This is a genomic window from Nostoc sp. NMS8, from assembly GCF_017115045.1.
In the GTDB taxonomy this organism is placed as follows: domain Bacteria; phylum Cyanobacteriota; class Cyanobacteriia; order Cyanobacteriales; family Nostocaceae; genus Nostoc.
Window position 1 is genome coordinate 109,150 of the sequence record NZ_JABXKK010000032.1, and the last position, 17,496, is coordinate 126,645.

The 17,496-nt window shown below is 42.2% G+C and carries 12 protein-coding genes; 8 read left to right on the forward strand and 4 right to left on the reverse strand.

Annotation, left to right across the window (positions count from 1 at the left end; all coding sequences use genetic code 11):
- Positions 1-347: 347 nt before the first annotated feature.
- On the reverse strand, positions 348-1,064 hold the full coding sequence (locus HWQ39_RS04185; protein WP_292841897.1) for an NnrU family protein: 717 nt from the start codon (positions 1,062-1,064) through the stop codon (positions 348-350).
- 283 nt (positions 1,065-1,347) lie between these two features.
- Between HWQ39_RS04185 and HWQ39_RS04190 the strand changes: the two genes are divergently transcribed.
- From HWQ39_RS04190 to HWQ39_RS04215, 6 genes are all read left to right on the forward strand, one after another.
- Positions 1,348-2,361 carry a LysR family transcriptional regulator gene (locus tag HWQ39_RS04190; RefSeq protein ID WP_292841899.1) on the forward strand — a complete coding sequence of 338 codons (1,014 nt, stop codon included), beginning with the start codon at positions 1,348-1,350 and terminating at the stop codon, positions 2,359-2,361.
- A 359-nt stretch (positions 2,362-2,720) separates the two neighbouring features.
- Positions 2,721-4,112, forward strand: a complete 1,392-nt coding sequence (locus HWQ39_RS04195) for a protein kinase (RefSeq protein WP_292841901.1) — start codon at positions 2,721-2,723, stop codon at positions 4,110-4,112.
- Positions 4,113-4,139: 27 nt separating this feature from the next.
- Complete coding sequence (locus tag HWQ39_RS04200) at positions 4,140-5,189, forward strand: substrate-binding domain-containing protein (RefSeq protein ID WP_292841903.1); 1,050 nt, start codon at positions 4,140-4,142, stop codon at positions 5,187-5,189.
- Positions 5,190-5,445: 256 nt separating this feature from the next.
- The gene (locus HWQ39_RS04205; protein ID WP_292841904.1) at positions 5,446-6,531 is read left to right on the forward strand and encodes a Gfo/Idh/MocA family oxidoreductase; all 1,086 of its coding nucleotides are present in this window, start codon (positions 5,446-5,448) and stop codon (positions 6,529-6,531) included.
- Positions 6,532-6,824: 293 nt separating this feature from the next.
- Positions 6,825-8,225, forward strand: a complete 1,401-nt coding sequence (locus tag HWQ39_RS04210; protein WP_292841906.1) for an ABC transporter substrate-binding protein — start codon at positions 6,825-6,827, stop codon at positions 8,223-8,225.
- A 395-nt stretch (positions 8,226-8,620) separates the two neighbouring features.
- Complete coding sequence (locus tag HWQ39_RS04215) at positions 8,621-9,667, forward strand: PstS family phosphate ABC transporter substrate-binding protein (RefSeq protein ID WP_292841908.1); 1,047 nt, start codon at positions 8,621-8,623, stop codon at positions 9,665-9,667.
- 78 nt (positions 9,668-9,745) lie between these two features.
- On the opposite strand, the gene HWQ39_RS04220 is transcribed toward HWQ39_RS04215, so the two are convergent.
- Positions 9,746-10,465 (reverse strand): Crp/Fnr family transcriptional regulator, encoded by a 720-nt coding sequence (locus HWQ39_RS04220; RefSeq protein ID WP_012412419.1) that lies wholly within the window; start codon positions 10,463-10,465, stop codon positions 9,746-9,748.
- 526 nt (positions 10,466-10,991) lie between these two features.
- Here HWQ39_RS04220 and HWQ39_RS04225 point away from each other — a divergent pair.
- Entirely contained in the window at positions 10,992-11,726 is a 735-nt protein-coding gene (locus tag HWQ39_RS04225; RefSeq protein ID WP_366932220.1) for a DALR anticodon-binding domain-containing protein, read from the forward strand.
- A gap of 179 nt (positions 11,727-11,905) precedes the next feature.
- Here HWQ39_RS04225 and HWQ39_RS04230 read toward each other — a convergent pair whose 3' ends face one another.
- Both HWQ39_RS04230 and HWQ39_RS04235 read right to left on the reverse strand, forming a co-directional pair.
- Entirely contained in the window at positions 11,906-12,775 is an 870-nt protein-coding gene (locus HWQ39_RS04230) for a Cof-type HAD-IIB family hydrolase (RefSeq protein ID WP_292841912.1), read from the reverse strand.
- Between the two features lie 299 nt (positions 12,776-13,074).
- Entirely contained in the window at positions 13,075-13,773 is a 699-nt protein-coding gene (locus HWQ39_RS04235) for a PEP-CTERM sorting domain-containing protein (protein WP_292841913.1), read from the reverse strand.
- Between the two features lie 552 nt (positions 13,774-14,325).
- Between HWQ39_RS04235 and polA the strand changes: the two genes are divergently transcribed.
- Complete coding sequence (polA, locus tag HWQ39_RS04240) at positions 14,326-17,271, forward strand: DNA polymerase I (protein WP_292841915.1); 2,946 nt, start codon at positions 14,326-14,328, stop codon at positions 17,269-17,271.
- Positions 17,272-17,496 lie beyond the last annotated feature (225 nt).

Sequence of the window (17,496 nt, forward strand, 5' to 3'; positions counted from 1 at the left end):
TGGCAAGTCATTAAATGCCGATAGATGCTTTCAGGACACAAATTTCAGGACACTGAAAAATTGAGCGCGTTAATGTGTCTCTGACAAAAAAGCCACCGTGGAAATCGCGCTGGCTTTTTTGGATGTTAAACTCCTGATTGCCATGGCTGCCTGGAGATTTAACTGAATCTGCCGCGTTTTCCCAACTAAAGGCAACTGACCAATGACTACCAATATAAAATTTCAAACTGACTCAATGCACCCCCATTTATAGATGTTTGAATTTATCCTACATTGATTTGGGGCAATTGATAAGCTGAAATTTCCTCTATTTCGGATTTTTTGCTGACATTGGGGATCATCTAGAGTTACCATCCTATTCTACTAGTTGCTTCCTGTAACAGAGGGTGAGACCACCAAAGCAAAGCGATAAAAATGGTAACTCCCAAGTAGGCAGGGCAAAGAAATTCCTGCCATTTGAGAGATTGACGCCCGTCAATAATTGCTTTAAAGGGAATAATTGAAGTCCGCTGTTTGGCAACTTCAAAAGCTTCGCCATAGCGATCGCTCAAACGGCGATCCCCATGCCAAACCCCAAACAAGTGATGCAACACCAATCCAATGGAAGTCACAAGAGTAAAGGTAGTTCCCAACCAGAGAGTATGGGCAACACACCAAATTATTTGCCCTATCATTTGGGGATGGCGGGTAATCCGAATAATTCCTGTTTCGTAGAGATGAACTTGGGGCTTTTGAATGGCAGCAATTTCTAGTAGATTGAAGGTAGCAGGATATAAAAACAAAAACGAGATTGCTGACAGCAGCCAAACAAATTCTCGCACTCCTGGCACTCCTTGTACCTGCCAAAGTTGCAAACCATCATAACGATGCCCAAAAAAGTAAATAATTAATATCACAGCCAACGGTAGGCTGACTAATGCAAAGAGAATGCGATAAAGCCTTGGGCCAATGTATTTTTCTGCCCAGGGACGCAAAGCAGCGCCTCCACTGTGAGCGATCGCAAAAACTATTTGTAACCCCAGTATGACAAAATGACTGGGTGTCAACCAAGAAATCAACGGCATATAAACGAGTGAAGTAATTTAAAGAAAATTGAATTCAGTACAACCAATACCACAAAGTATTCAAAAGGGGACTTTAGTCAAGATGTTGTGCCACTGTCTTTTTCGAGTCAAGCCTTCAAGTTCAATATGCAACGAATCATACCCAGCTGATTGCTGCTAAACGTGATTTGTTGTGTGCATCAGGAATCGCACCTTTATAGTCTGTATATCGATCTAGCTGATTGCTGCTAAACCTGATTTGTTGTGTGCATCCGCTCCTTTCAAAGTTTGTGGGTTGAGCCTTATGTCTGACCTTCCTTTCACTTTAGATCAGTTACGTATTTTAAAAGCGATCGCCCAAGAAGGAAGCTTCAAGCGTGCCGCTGATAGTCTTTACGTCTCCCAGCCCGCCGTCAGTTTGCAAGTCCAAAATCTCGAACGGCAACTCGATGTCCCCTTATTCGACCGCGGAGGACGACGCGCCCAATTAACCGAAGCCGGACATCTACTCTTAAGCTACGGTGAAAAAATCCTCAGTCTGTGTCAGGAAACTTGCCGCGCCATTGAGGATTTACAAAATCTCCAAGGTGGGACTTTAATTGTCGGTGCTTCTCAAACTACTGGCACTTATCTATTGCCCAGAATGATCGGCATGTTCCGGCAAAAATATGCTGATGTGGCAGTGCAATTACACGTCCACTCTACCCGGCGAACTGCTTGGAGTGTCGCGAATGGACAAGTTGATCTGGCGATTATCGGCGGGGAAATTCCTGGTGAACTCTCAGAATCTTTAGAAGTTATTCCTTACGCTGAAGATGAACTAGCCCTGATTCTACCTGTCTTTCATCCCTTTACCAAACTTGAGAAAATCCAAAAAGAAGACCTATATAAATTACAATTCATTGCCCTAGATTCCCAATCGACTATCCGCAAAGTAATTGACCAAGTGCTAGGACGCTGTGAAATTGATACCAGACGTTTTAAAGTTGAAATGGAATTAAATTCCATTGAAGCGATTAAAAATGCTGTGCAATCTGGTTTAGGGGCTGCTTTTGTTTCAACTAGTGCGATCGCTAAAGAGCTACAAATGGGCGTTTTGCATCGTACTCCCATTGAAGGTGTAGTTGTCAAACGGACACTGTGGCTGATTTTTAATCCCAATCGCTATAGATCCAAGGCCGCAGAAGCCTTTAGTCAAGAAATTTTGCCCCAGTTCGCTAACCCAGGATGGAATCAAGATGTGTTAAAATTAGCACAAAAAAACATAGTATTAACTACATTGGAGGTAGCAACACCCAGCTTATCCGGCGAAGACTAAAATCAAGTTATTAGTCATTTGTCCTTTGTTTTTTTGTAAATGACCAAATAATTCGTAATGACGCTCCTCTGTCGCTCATAGCGTTGCCATGCCGTTGGCGAAGCCTCTCGTAGAGAAAGCTTTACGCTACGCTAACGTAATTCGTAAATTATTAACCCATCGATGTTTGTACAGGATGCCGTAGACAAGCCAAGGGTTTGATATCAGGAAAAAAGTTTCCTGTTCTCCAATTAATAAATTTAGCTGTTCTGTAACCTGAACTAATTACGAATTACGTAGCTTGCTTCTCGCTATTGGCGTAACATCTCGTAGAGAAGGTGAACATTATCAATTACGAATTATTTTGACTAATCACGAAAATGGAAGTTTACTGCACTCGTCCACGTTGTCCACGCCCACAAAACTATTTTGCCGATTTAGACGATATTACGACGCTGAAAACAACCCAGCAGAAGTATTGCACTACCTGTGGTATGCCACTGATGCTAGATGGTCGATATGTGCCAACAAAGCTATTGGGAAGGGGCGGTTTTGGAGCAGCCTTTTTGGCACGCGATCGCCGAATACCAGGAATGCGTCAATGCGTGGTTAAGCAGTTTCAACCTGCGGGAAATTTGACTTCAAGTCAACTGCAACAAGCGCAGTTAATGTTTGAGAGAGAAGCAGAAGTTTTAGCACAGCTTGGTAACGACCACGAGCAAATTCCTGATTTATTTGCCTTCTTTCCAGTAATAGTTAATAGCTTGCAATCAGGACAAGAAGACCAATTTTTTTACTTGGTGCAAGAATACATTGATGGGCAAAACCTAGAGGAAGAATTAGTTCAACAAGGCAAATTCTCTGAACAGCAAGTGTTACAGGTATTGCAAGAAATCCTGAAAGTACTAGAGTTTGTTCATGAAAGAGGCATTATCCACAGAGATATCAAACCTTCAAACATCATGCGTCGTCGTGATGGTAAACTTTTTTTACTAGATTTTGGTGCAGTCAAGCAAGTAACAAATGCTCCTTCTGCGGCTGCTTCCACAGGAATTTATTCTATGGGATTTGCACCGCCTGAACAGATGACTGGAGGTCAAGTATTTCCATCTACGGACTTATACGCTTTAGCTGTCACTTTGATTACCTTATTAACACATCAGGAAGCAATTCAACTATTTGATGCCTATAGCAACCAGTGGAAATGGCGATCGCAAGTAAATATCAACCCCCGCCTTGCTGACATTTTCGATAAGATGCTGCTACCTGCTGCTAATCAGCGCTTCCAGTCAGCGCAAGAAGTTCTACGTGCCCTTAGTTCACAGGCCTTAGCTCCTACACAACTTAATTCACCCTCTGCAACACTCCCGCCACAAGCATCCAAAGGTTCCAGTATTTTCGCCCGCCGTTCATCAACTCAACCAGCGTTTTCTACATTGGAATTATTGGGTGGGGCGGCATTTAGTGGATTTGAGGGTGCATTAATCGCGATCGCCCTCTTCAGTCTAGTAAAATCACCAATAATTGTTTTTACTACTTCCGCCCTGATTTTAGTTATACTAATTTTTGCCCAAACTAGGCGGTGGATTGAAAAGTTCGATTTATTAATTATTCCCACAATTACTTTTGCAATTATTTTTTTTCTCCCATTTTTACGGGGTGGTCTTGACATTGTGCCAGTGGTTATTTTAACCGTTGCAGCTGGTTTAGTAGCTATTTCACTGACAGCCATATTTCGACTTATTTATAAATTATTATCTCTCTTACTTTAAAAAACTCCTGGTGCTAACAGCTACATAATGTCTCAAAAAAACGAAACAATTAGTCTTTTTTTAGCCATTATCATCACCGTTGGTTTAATCTTTGGTGGTCTATGGTTTCTTATGGAACGCTGGGCGCAATTAAACGGAACTGTTTCTAAAGCTTCAGGGAGTAGCAACACAGGTAATCCCATAAACCAGTTTATCAACAACAATAAATGTAATGTGCCAAATCTCCCAGAAGGAACATTCAACTATGGTGGTAGTACAACCTGGGCACCCATTCGTAAAGACGTGGACTCAGTATTAGAAACCCTTTGCCCTCAGTTTACTTTACGCTATACTCAACCTCCTTCAGTCCAAGCCGGCTCTGGAACTGGGATTCGGATGTTGATAGATAATCAACTAGCTTTTTCTCAATCTTCTCGCTCAGTTAAAGCTGAAGAAAATACCGAAGCTAAACAAAAAGAATTTAGTTTGAAAGAAATTCCGGTGGCCATTGATGGTATAGCGATCGCAGTTAACCACAATCTCAATATCCCAGGTTTAACTGTCGCCCAACTCAAAGACATCTACACGGGCAAAATTACTAATTGGCAACAAGTAGGTGGGCCAAATTTAGCAATTACAGTCTACTCTCGCAGTAAAGAAGCTGGGGGTACAGTAGAGTTTTTTGTAGAAAATGTTTTAAATAAAGAGAATTTTGCTACCAACATTAGTTACATTGGTACGACCACAGAAGCCGTGCGAAAAGTAGCAATGAATACTGGCGCAATTTACTATGCTTCTGCCTCAGAGATTGTACCCCAGTGTACGATTAAGTCTTTACCATTAGGGCGGATAAACGGTCAATTTGTGCCTCCCTACCAAGAACCATTTATACCTCAATCTGAATGCCCAAGTAAGCGGAATCAGTTGAATAATAAAGTATTTCGGAGTGCAAACTACGCAATTACCCGCAATTTATTTGTAATTGTTAAACAGAATGGTCAAAGAGATCAGCAAGCTGGGGAAGCTTATGCAAATTGGCTTTTGACATCTCAAGGCCAAGAACCGATCGAAAAAGCTGGATTTGTCAGAATTAAATGATCAAAATGGTTAGATTTAGCCAAATAATTAAATTAGGACTTATGCAAAAACTCTTATTTACTCCGTGTTCTCTGTGTCTTGAGTAGTTTGTTTTTTATCGAGGAAGGCAGTTCTTGCTGAGGGCAGGAGGCACGAGTAAAACTGCCCGGCGCTCTCTACGAGACGCCAAGAGCGAACGCGGACTCGCTAACCCTGCGCTATCTGTTTCCTGCCGAGTTATACGATTTTAATCAGAGGAATGTTTTAAGGAAAAATTATGAGCAACGAAAAGATTCGAGTAGGTATTATCGGCGTGGGTGGCTGGGCAAAATACGGGCACATCCCCGCACTACAATACCTAGAGGACTTTGAGATAATTGCGGTATCGAGCCGCAAGAAAGAAACCGCCGAAGAGTACGCGGCAAAGTTTAACATTTTGCATGCTTTCGGTGACGAGCAGGCGCTCATTAACCACCCTGATGTAGATATTGTTGTGATCTTAGCGCCAGCCCCTGAACATGCCCGGTATGCCAAAGCTGCGATTGCGGCAGGAAAAGATGTCTACAGTGAGTGGCCACTCACGACCAAGACCTCCGAATCGGAAGAACTTCTGTCCTTGGCCGAAGCAAAAGGTGTTAGGCATATCGTCGGCCTCCAGCGCCGTCTCGGGGCGAGTGCCCGCTATACCCGAGATTTGGTAAAGCAGGGGTACGTGGGTAAAATTCGATCTGCCCGCATGACTGTTAGCGTGGACGCTTTCATGCCTACCATGCCCGGAAGATACGAGTGGGCTTTCCACGCTTCCAATTTTTCGCACGTCCTTTCCATTTACGGTGGTCACTTTATGGACATGCTTTTCCAATCCGTTGGCTTCCCGAAAAAGCTGACCGCAGTTGTAGAGAATCAGTTTCCTTTCTTTACAGTTGAGGAGACGGGAGAAAAAATTCCCACAACGAATCCTAACGAGGTGATGGTAATTGGCACCCTGGAAGATGGAGGGCTGTTTTCAGTTCAACTCGAAGGTGGTCAACGACATCGCACTGGTCTCCAGATCGACATTACAGGAACTGAAGGGGTTCTAAAAGTTACGAACCCGCGTGCCTTTGAAAATAAGGAGGACAACTCCATCGAAGGAGTGAACGGCGATGGGTCGTCCCTATCCCCGCTTCCGGTGCCCGCTGAATACCAATCGCTTGCGAACTCCCACCTGGACGCAAGCGTGCTAGATGTGGCCTATCTCTACGCCGCGTATGCACGCGACAGAAAAAACGGGACATCAGAAGCGAGTAATTTCAGAGATGCTGTGCGGCAACATCAACTGATCGATCAGATTGTCCAAACGTCCGAAACTTTTTTCAAATAGGGACGCAGTAGGCATCCGTGAGAGGTTAAGGTAATTGCACTAATATCTGCGAGGGTGCAGGAAAAGGGGATAAATCCAGCATTGAGACTGGTTTTCGCAGGGCTTTGACTATCCCTAAATCTTGATTTTCTTTCTCCCGCGCACACAATTATCATTAAGAGCTTTTTGAGTATTTTAGCTGATTGACCAAAGGCACCTTATTCTAAAATTTCACGGATGGGTGGGTCTGAATCTTCAACTGAATCCGTAAGTTCTACAAATAATAAACATTTTTACTTTATTCAAACTTGTTCATGTCACAAAAGAATGAAATCAAAATTTTAGCCTTGAGTTTGCTGCTGACAATTGGCATAGTTGGCGGTGGTTTTTGGTTGTTTACTAACAACTCTGGGGTCAAAATTAGTAATACCGCCATTCCAAATCAAGAACCAGGTAACAATACATCTTTACAAGACCGCATTAGTTTTGGGGAAAAATCCTTGACTCCAGGTGAGATTTCTCCAGTGAAAAAACAAGGATTACAAGCGATCGCTGCTAAAAGTTATGATCAGGCGATCGCCAATTTCACAGCTGCCCTAAAACTCAACCGTAACGATCCAGAAGCCTTAATTTTTCTTAACAATGCCCGCATCGGTTCTTCCAGGAGCTATACCATTGTGGCTTCTGTACCATTAGGCACTGACCCCAATGCTTCTTTAGAAATTTTACGTGGCATCGCCCAAGCCCAAAATGAAATTAATACCTCTGGGGGAATCAAGGGAGTACGGTTGAGAGTAGGAATAGCTAACGACGACGACAATCCAGAAATAGCCAAGCAAATCGCTTCCAACCTAGTCAGCAATTCCGAAGTATTAGGTGTAGTTGGGCCGAATACTAGCGATTCTACCTTAGCCGCAGGTACTATCTATAATTCTGGACAACTTGTAGCAATTTCTCCTACCAGCACATCTGTCAAAATTTCTAACTTTAGCCGCTACATTTTTCGCACAGTTCCCAGTGATTTTATGGCTGCGAGAAGTTTAGCTAACTATATGGTGAAAACTTTGCAGAAAAAAAATGCAGTGATTTTCTTTAATTCTCAGAGTAACTATAGCCAGTCTTTAAAGTCAGAGTTTGTCTCATCTGTTTCTTTAGAGGGTGGACAAGTATCCAGCGAATTTGACTTATCCAAGGCTGATTTTAGTGCGGCTAAAAGTGTAGAACAAGCAACTAAACAAGGTACAGAAGTGTTGATGTTAGCTGCTAACACTGAAACTCTGGATAAAGCGCTGCAAGTAATTCAGATTAATCAGAAAAAATTAACTCTGCTGGCGGGAGATGATGTTTACACCGCTAAAACTTTAGAAATTGGCAGAGAGCAAGCGGCGGGAATGGTGGTGGCAGTTCCCTGGCATATTGATAGCGATCCTAAGTCAGATTTTCCTCAGAAATCGCGGCAGCTATGGGGTGCTGATGTGAGTTGGCGAAGCGCCCTTAGTTATGATGCTACTATTGCTCTAATTAAGTCATTAGAACGTAATCCTACACGATCTGGAGTCCAAGAAGCATTGGCTTCCTCTGATTTTTCTGCCAACGGCGCTTCTGGTACAATTCGATTTTTACCATCAGGCGATCGCAATGCGCCAGTCCAACTTGTAAAAATTGTTCCTGGTTCTCGCTCTCGCACTGGTTATGACTTTGAACCAGTGCGTTAATCAGCAATAAAAAATAAAAAATTAACCAATACTTAACCTAGAGAAACTCTCAACATGGGAAATTGAAATTTATGGGAAAAATTTTAGTGTTCCTTGAGAGAAGAGACGAATAATCTAGGTGAAATTTCTCATACCTTGGCTTCTAAGGGACTTCCAAATAGAAAACATCCCAAATTTTATTATGGGGTGCGGATTTTGTGGTCTCTAAATCTGGGATAGGTAGGGACACACATCCCACAAGATGGATCATTTATTTCTTGGAAGTGTCTAAAGTAAGTAGTCAGAAGTTAGGATTTATCAGAATTTTCCAACAAAATACCCGTCCTCCAAATACAATCTCAAGTAGCAAGTACGTATCAAGCACTTATATTGAATGGACGCGGGAGTAATTTACTATGTCCCAAAAAAATGAAATACCTATTCTTGTATTATCAATTCTGATTACAGTTGGGTTAGTAGCTGGAGGTTTTTGGTGGTTTAGCAGAAAGTCTGGTCTGGAGCTAAATACAGTTAATCCAGTTAGCACTAATACGCCCCAAGCCACATCAGGAAAACCTAGCGGCGGGACTTTCTCTTTAGTAAAAGATGTTCCTACAGGATTGTTTAATTACGGAGGTAGTACATCTTGGGCACCAATTCGACTAGTAGTTGACCCAGCAATTCAAGCTGCGCGGCCAGAGTTACGGCTGCGCTACGTGGAACCCAGCAATGCTTCCCCTGGTTCTGGTACTGGCATTCAGTCCCTAATAGACGGTCAACTAGCCTTTGCCCAGTCCTCCCGACCAGTTCTAGATCAGGAATTAAGCCGTGCCCAACAGCGTGGATTCAGTTTAAAACAAATTCCTGTGGCAATTGATGGTTTAGCGGTCGCAGTTAATCCCAACTTGAATATCCCAGGACTAACGGTAGACCAGTTAAAGTCAATTTACACAGGCAAAATTAATAATTGGAGCCAGGTGGGCGGCCCCAATATCCCGATTAAGCCCTATTCCCGCCGCATTGCTGATGGCGGTACGGTTGAGCTTTTTGTCCAAGACATCTTGGGTGGTCAAGCTTTCAGCCCAAATGTGGAATTTATCTCCACAACCACCCAAGCCTTGCAAAAATTGGCTGGTAGTCCTGCCAGTATCTACTACGCTTCTGCCCCAGAGGTGATTCCTCAATGTTCAATCAAAGCCTTGCCGTTGGGGCGGACGCAAGGACAATACATTGCTCCATACCAAGAACCTTCTGTCCTCCCGTCTGAATGTCCTGGGAAACGGAACAAATTGAACACTGATGCTTTCCAATCAGGAAAATACCCGATTACCCGCAATCTGTTTGTGGTGGTTAAACAGAATAATCAGACTGAGCAGCAAGCAGGTGTCGCTTACGCCAACTTGCTGCTGACTGAGCAGGGACAGGAATTGATTAGCCAAGCTGGGTTTGTCAAAATTCGCTGACTCTTGCGATCGTCTCCGGCGGGGCGTAGCCCATCGCACTCAGACAGAGTGGCGGAAATCGCCGCTCTGAACTGTGCTTTAACCAGCTCTATTAATCGATTCTGCTGGCAAGCAAATGAGGTTATCGCCTTGAGTCAGGATTAAGCCACGTTGACGCAGCTTACCCATCAAGCGGGTGACGGTAACACGAGTGGAACCAATCGCGCTACCAATTTGGGCATGGGTGAGGGGGAAGGGCAGACAATAACCGCGAATCACATCAGGATCAGTGTCGCTCATTGCTGGTTCTCCATATTCCTCAATTAACAATGTGAGAAATCCTAAGAGTCGGTCAATTGTGCGGCGTTGTCCCAAGGCACTCAACCACAGCAGCTTACGCTGGTGCTGATACCTAAAGGCATCCATAACTTCGCGCCGGAAGTGAGGCCAATTGTCTAAATCGTGCCAGTACATCCACAGCACCGCAGTTTGATCAACATGGGCGTAAGCCTGGAGTGTGAACGGTGATTGAGCAACAATTTCAAATGGCTGTCCCGCTCCCACAAAACCCAAGAACGCTTCTTCTGGGGTTCTGTTAATTCGTCGAGACGTTAGCTGACTAGCAGTCGCACTAACTTGTGCGGTTCCTACCATGCGGATCGCACCCCTTTGCACCAAATACAGCAATCCAGGCCGGGCTGGAATGCGCTCATCTTTGCTAAAGGTGCGGCAGCGATAGTGTTCTTGAGCCCAGTCAAGAATGCGTTGCCAAGTCAGAAAAGGCCGTGATGCCTCAGAAAAGGAGGATGGAGATTGCATAGGTAACAAAGAGCGTTCGGCTGAAGACAAAGACATAAATAAAAGGGTGCAAGGAGTGTCTTTGTTGTTGACGAGGCAGGCTTAACGCCTAACAGCGCCAGCCAATCCAAAGAATAGAAAGCAAATTACTCTCTACTCTTTTGTTATACTTCCTACTGTACAATGATGGTAGTAAAGTTTACTTACTATTCATCGATTATTCATTAAATTTTATCCTCTTCTCATTTTTCTTCATCTAAATGAAATTTATATCGCAAGACAGATGACAGAGATGTAATAAATATAGCTTACATGACTATTTAAATAATATTACGTGCATCATAGATTACCAGTTAGTAAATATACGTCAATCAAGCGGTTATTGTATAGTTATTTAATAAAATCAATAAGCATTGATACTTACATAGCAAAAAATGAATGCATAGAAAACGAAAAAATTCCTCTACATAAAGGTAGAGATGATAATAGAGTTTTATACACCTCAAGTGTGTCGTTGCGACTATCAAAATCTCAGAATCGAAAAGCGATGGAGCTTGCTAGTGCGATCGCTTCTGATTTATCAGGGATTTGTGAGGACGTTTTTAGCATCCAAGTAGTTCCTCCTGGTTGGATATATTTTGAATTAAATCACTCAACCTTAGCGACTTGGTTACAAAGTCTCGTAGAGGGGAGTTTGGGGGAAGCAGTGGAGCAGGGGAGCAGGGAGCAGGGAGCAGGGGGAGAAATCAATTCAAAATTCAAAATTCAAAATTCAAAATTAAAGAACTTCTGCCTTCTGCCTCCTGCCTCCTCTTTCCCAATGCCCAATGCCCAATTCGCTGTTCAATATGCTCATGCACGCTGCTGTTCGCTAGTGCTTCTGGCTCATCGAGAGGGATTGATTAAACTTAAAGAACCGGTTCCAAGTACTAGCCCAGCTTTTTGGGATGTTATCTCTCCTAACCCTGTACCTTGGCTTAATTGTGACGGAACATTGCGGCTAAATCACCCAGATGAGCGTCGTCTAATTGACGAATTAATACAAGTAGTAGACAACATAGAGTGCCCTGATGTTAGCGGTTCTGTGAAATGGGAAAAAGTCGCCCTGAATTTGAGCCAAGCTTTTGAAAAGTTTTGGTCTAATTGCCGGATTTGGGGTGAGGTAAAAATTACGTCGCCAGAGCTAGCTCAAGCCAGACTCGGATTGCTCATGGCTACTCAGTCAGTATTAAGATATGTTTTAGAGGAAAACCTGGGGGTTTTTGCGCCCTTGGAGCTATAAATCGGTAATGTTGCTTAGGTAAAAATAAAAACTTTAATATAGCTATTGACTCAATGCACCACCTCGGCTACATTAGCAGGAGTGTGAGGAGCGAACCAGCTAGGGCACCGAGACGAAACACGGCCAGTCGTCGGTGTCCTTTCTGATTTATATGAGTTAGGTTTGAAAAAGTACCTCCGCTACAGCAAAAACTTTTCAATTGCGACTGCTACCCCATCTTCTTCTACGCTAGGAGCTACCCACTGTGCGATCGCTTGTACTCCTACTGGTGCGTTGCCCATAGCGACACCGAGTCCAACATACTCCAACATTTCCACATCATTGAAGTTATCGCCAATGGCCATCACATTGGCTAACTGTAATCCCAAGAACTCTTCGGCTAGGTAACGTACAGCAGTTCCCTTGTTTACAGAAGCGTTAGTTGCTTCAAAAAAGGTAGCTACAGATGTTGTTAAGTAAAGTTCAGCGGGTGTGTACTGGCGGCGTAAATTTCCTAATAGCTTGTCGATAACATCAGTGTCATCAGACAAAGCAAGAATTTTTGTTGGTTCATTCGTTAAGGCTTGCCGCAAATCACCTACGGGAATTGCAATAACACCAGAACGTTCTGCATAAATTTGGGTTTCTTTCGTTAACTCACGGACGTATAGCTGATCGTTGATATAGAAGTGGACAGATAGGAGCGATCGCAACTCAGGCTGTTCAAAATAGTCGATTAATTGGTGGGCGATTTCTCTGGAAACAACCCAATGGCGATGAATTTTTTGGGTGATTGGATCTTGAATCCAGGCTCCTTGATAGGCCATTAATGGTAAGGTAGAGCCGATGTCTTGGTGAAAGCGTAAAGCTGAACGATACATTCGACCTGTTGCGATCGCCACTTGAATTCCTCGTGCTTGCGCTGCCACAATAGCTTGCTTTACACCTGCACTGATGGTGTTAGAGTGTCCTGCGATCGTGCCATCTATATCCAAAACTAGTAGTTTAATGTCTTTTGCAGCAGCCTGGTGATCGGTAGATGCTAAATGAGTGGCAGATGCTTTCTGCATAATTTCCTAGATTTTAAGTTCCAGTAAGAGGTTAACAGGGTCTAACGACCGGTGGGGAGTCATAACAAAAATTGGGTTCTCTACTCAACCTAATTTTTATAACATAAGGATGCTGAATCACAAGATTTTAGATTGCTATAGTATTTTTTAAATATTGTTCAAAATTGCTCAAAATTCTGGATACTAATCATAACAAAAAACCCCCATTATCCAAGAAATCGGGGTTTTTAATTTAAATTAGAGAACCTGACGGATAGATAGGATGTAAAAAACCGCTTATTCCAGAAATTCTATGAATTTTACTCTTTGATCCAACTTTTTTTGCGTTGTGACAGCAGACAAAGCCCAGCAATTAAACCAACTCCAAGTGTGGCAGAGGGTTCAGGTATTGATTTAACATCATCATAGTCATAAGTTACTTTGATATCTGCTTTGGCAAGTGTTTGAACATAAGCTGCTATGTTGCCCGAACCTGAAACTACTGAGTTGGCTGTAGCTGAAAACAAAAAGTCTATGTCGCTATTACCAATGAAAGACTGCAATAATTGGGTATCAGTGAAAGACTGAGTACCAGATTTTGTGGCAGTTAGTCCGGAAACAGTCTTTCCAGATGTACCACCAAAATCAATGCTGTTGTCAAATTGACCAACTTCGTAACTGAAGCTATTTTGTGGATTGAGTGCAAATAGAGACTGATTATTTAATTTTAAGGCGAGTTGACTGGCAAGATTTACTGTCACCGGACTTGAAGTATCACCTGTGTTTTCAAAACCGGCATTTCCAAGTATGTCGCCAGTAAATCCTATCGTTACACCCTTGAGAGTGCCTAAAGACGAGTTAAATTGTTGGATGCTCAAAGGTGCATCAACGATATTTGTCAATTTATAATCAAGGGAACTAGTGTACGAGAGAGAGGCTGCATTAGCTACTCCAGAAGTTGTAGCTATTCCTGCCAAAGTTGTCACAGCCGCAAGAGTGTTGAATAATTTTGTTTTCATGATGAAAGATTTTTTCTAAAACGAATCATTACGGGATTAGTAACTTACTTTCTAACTCTGAAACTTTACTTGTAGGCTTGATAAATACACGTAACTTTATGTAAAGCTTTTATATTCAAGTCCTTTCCGAAAGTATAGTTCACGATCGGTAAATATAAAGTTTTATTAAAAAAGAGAGACTTTGATAGTGGTAGTCTTATGTCGAAATACGAAGTTAGTGTTTGTGGTTCCTGAGAAGTAAGCTAGGTCTATCTAATTGAACATAAAACGCTCAGGGGTATAGATCCCCGATTTCTGCTGAAAAGTTGAGGATTTGGTTACTATGTTGATACTTACGTACTTAATTAGGGTAGTATCTCTGGTAAAAGTTGGTTCTACTGGGCTTCCGTACTGAAACTGCATATACTTAGTATTCTAATATATAAAATTACACGCAAAGTTATTTATAAAGTAATTTGTACTGAATAAAGTACGCTATTATCGCCAAAGCCAAGCTGAACTAGCATCGGAAATTGCTAACTATGTGACAAAGCTTCTGGCTAAAATAGGGCTATGTCTGAAACTTTGACTTCTGCAACTGCAACACGCCCCACGTTCATCCTCGTAGATGGGCACTCGCTGGCTTATCGTTCATACTTTGCTTTCGCCAAAGGGCGAGATGGAGGACTGCGTACTAAAGCAGGGATTCCTACGAGTATATGTTTTGGTTTTGTGAAGTGCCTGTTGGAGGTAATGGCAACACAACAGCCTCAAGCAATGGCGATCGCTTTTGATTTGGCTGAGGCAACTTTTCGCCACGAAGCTGATGAAACTTATAAAGCCGATCGCCCCGAAACGCCAGAAGACTTTATTCCTGACTTAGAAAACCTGCATGAGTTGCTGAATGGCTTCAATCTACCCTTTTTCACTGCCCCTGGTTATGAGGCTGATGATGTTTTGGGAACATTATCACAACGAGTAACTGCTGCTGGCTATAGGGTGAAGATTCTCACTGGCGATCGCGATTTATTTCAACTGATCGATTCTGACAAAGAAATCACTGTTCTAAATTTTAGTCCAGATGCCCTAAAGCGCTCTACAAATAGCATCACGGAATTTGAAGCAGAACAAGTCAAAGAGAAGATGGGCGTTTTGCCTTCACAAATTATTGATTTCAAAGCTCTTTGTGGTGATAAATCAGATAATATTCCTGGAGTCAAGGGAATTGGAGAAAAAACAGCAGTACAACTGCTAAATACCTATGGTTCACTTGAGAATGTTTATGCTGCGTTAGATGAAATTAAAGGCGCAACTCAGAAAAAACTGGCAGCAGGTAAAGAAGATGCCGAAAAGTCTCGCTATTTGGCAACCATAGTTTTAGATGTTCCTATAGAATTTAATTTAGAAGATTGCAAATTAAAAGGCTTTGATACAAGCGTCTTATCACCAATTTTAGAAAAATTAGAATTTAAGTCTTTTTTAGGTAGGATAAACGACCTTCAGCAACGTTTTGGTGGGAAAATTGAAGAAAAGCAAGAAGCCAAAATAGACGCAAGTAATTCTAACTCTACCAACTTAGAATTCAGCGCTGATGAAGATAATGATTTGTGGTTTTTCAGTGCTAGTGATACGGCAGCAGTCCCACAACAATCTACTTCCCCAATTACACCACACATTATTAACACTGAAGCCAAATTAACTGAGTTAGTGAAACTTTTGCAAAAATTCACTAATCCAGAAACACCCGTTGCTTGGGATACTGAAACTACCGCTTTAGAACCAAGAGATGCTGATTTAGTAGGAATTGGTTGCAGTTGGGGAACGCAACCAGATGAAGTAGCCTATATTCCTGTGGGGCACAAAACTGGGGAAAATTTGCATAAAGATTTGGTGTTAGAAGCATTACGCTCAATTCTTGAAAGTGCCGATTATCCCAAAGCTTTACAGAATGCCAAATTTGACCGCTTAGTTCTCAGGTGTCAAGGAATTAACTTGGCGGGAGTGGTGTTTGATCCCATGCTGGCAAGTTACATTCTAAATCCCGACTCAAGCCATAATTTGATGGATTTATCGCAGCGATATTTGGGATTGATAGCTAAAAGTTATTTAGATTTAGTTCTTAAAGGTAAAACTATCGCTGATATAGATATTACAGCCGTAGCAGATTACTGCGGTATGGATGCTTATTCTACCTTTGGTTTAGTGGCGAAATTGCGTGAGGATTTGGAGAAAATTCCAGCTTTGTCTAAGCTATTAGTGGAAGTTGAACAGCCACTAGAAGCGGTTTTAGCCGAAATGGAATACACAGGTGTTCGGATTAATTCAGCTTATTTACAAGAACTTTCGCAGCATTTAGAAACTGAGTTAGCTAGGTTAAAAGAGGAAGCAACTGAAATAGCTGGGGAAAATTTTAACTTGGGTTCTCCTAAGCAGTTGAGCCAAATCTTGTTTGAAAAATTGGGGTTAAGTACTAGACATTCTCGTAAAATTCAAACGGGTTACTCTACAGATGCAGCAACACTAGAAAGACTCCAAGAAGATGATAATACTGGGTTTGTTGAGGCGATTATTGAGTATCGCACCCTATCTAAATTAAAGTCTACTTATGTTGATGCATTACCTGCATTGGTGCGTCCAGATACCCAGCGAGTACATACTGATTTTAATCAAGCAACAACATCAACGGGTCGGTTATCTTCTTCTAATCCGAATTTGCAAAATATCCCTATTCGTACAGCTTTTAGCCGCCAAATTCGCAAGGCATTTTTGCCTGAAGCTGGTTGGTTAATGGTGGCTGCTGATTACTCACAAATTGAATTGCGAATTTTGGCTCATTTGAGTCAAGAGCCGATATTGGTGCAAGCATATCAGCAAAATGAAGATGTTCATACTGTTACTGCGCGATTAGTGTTTGAAAAAGAAAATATCACCTCAGAAGAACGAGGAATAGCAAAAACTATCAATTTTGGCGTGATTTATGGAATGGGTTCTCTCAGGTTTTCGCGCTCAACTGGGATAGATAAGTCCATTGCCAACGAGTTCATTAAGCGGTTTAATGAACGATATCCGAAAGTTTTTGGATATTTGGAGCGAGTCAAAAAAGAAGCGATCGCTCTTGGTTATGTAGAAACTATTTTCGGTCGCCGTCGTTATTTTGATTTTACTAATAACAGTTTACGCAAATTAAAAGGTAGTAATCCTGAAGATATCGATCTGAGTAAATTGAAGAATTTAGGCCCTTTTGATGCGGGTTTATTACGCTCTGCGGCTAATGCACCAATTCAAGGTTCCAATGCTGATATTATCAAAATTGCAATGGTAAGATTGCATGAGGTTTTGAAGAACTATCAGGCGCGTTTGTTATTGCAAGTTCATGATGAATTAGTATTTGAAATTCCCCCTAATGAGTGGAAAGAATTACAAGTGCAAATTAAGTCGGTGATGGAAAACGCAGTACAGTTGAGTGTGCCATTGCTGGTAGAGGCGCGTGTCGGTGAAAATTGGATGGAGACGAAGTAAGTTTAACTGGGGACTGGGAATTGGGGATTGGAACAATTACATTGAGATGGGCCTACATTTGTTTTAGCAGTTACAACAGGCCTAATCGATATCAATTTTAAAGGATGCTTTAAAAGTATTGCGCGATTGGAAATCGCGGCTACACAAACAAAGTCCACCTCCGTGGTAAGAAAAAATTAAGGGTCTTCAACCTGCGGAGGCAGGTTTTGTCTGTGTAGCCGAGGG

What these genes read in the sequence shown, in the direction of transcription:
- HWQ39_RS04185 (WP_292841897.1), bottom strand. Translation starts at nt 1,064, where the DNA reads ATGCCGTTGATTTCTTGGTTGACACCCAGTCATTTTGTCATACTGGGG.
- HWQ39_RS04190 (WP_292841899.1), top strand. Translation starts at nt 1,348, where the DNA reads ATGTCTGACCTTCCTTTCACTTTAGATCAGTTACGTATTTTAAAAGCG.
- HWQ39_RS04195 (WP_292841901.1), top strand. Translation starts at nt 2,721, where the DNA reads ATGGAAGTTTACTGCACTCGTCCACGTTGTCCACGCCCACAAAACTAT.
- HWQ39_RS04200 (WP_292841903.1), top strand. Translation starts at nt 4,140, where the DNA reads ATGTCTCAAAAAAACGAAACAATTAGTCTTTTTTTAGCCATTATCATC.
- HWQ39_RS04205 (WP_292841904.1), top strand. Translation starts at nt 5,446, where the DNA reads ATGAGCAACGAAAAGATTCGAGTAGGTATTATCGGCGTGGGTGGCTGG.
- HWQ39_RS04210 (WP_292841906.1), top strand. Translation starts at nt 6,825, where the DNA reads ATGTCACAAAAGAATGAAATCAAAATTTTAGCCTTGAGTTTGCTGCTG.
- HWQ39_RS04215 (WP_292841908.1), top strand. Translation starts at nt 8,621, where the DNA reads ATGTCCCAAAAAAATGAAATACCTATTCTTGTATTATCAATTCTGATT.
- HWQ39_RS04220 (WP_012412419.1), bottom strand. Translation starts at nt 10,465, where the DNA reads ATGCAATCTCCATCCTCCTTTTCTGAGGCATCACGGCCTTTTCTGACT.
- HWQ39_RS04225 (WP_366932220.1), top strand. Translation starts at nt 10,992, where the DNA reads ATGGAGCTTGCTAGTGCGATCGCTTCTGATTTATCAGGGATTTGTGAG.
- HWQ39_RS04230 (WP_292841912.1), bottom strand. Translation starts at nt 12,775, where the DNA reads ATGCAGAAAGCATCTGCCACTCATTTAGCATCTACCGATCACCAGGCT.
- HWQ39_RS04235 (WP_292841913.1), bottom strand. Translation starts at nt 13,773, where the DNA reads ATGAAAACAAAATTATTCAACACTCTTGCGGCTGTGACAACTTTGGCA.
- polA (WP_292841915.1), top strand. Translation starts at nt 14,326, where the DNA reads ATGTCTGAAACTTTGACTTCTGCAACTGCAACACGCCCCACGTTCATC.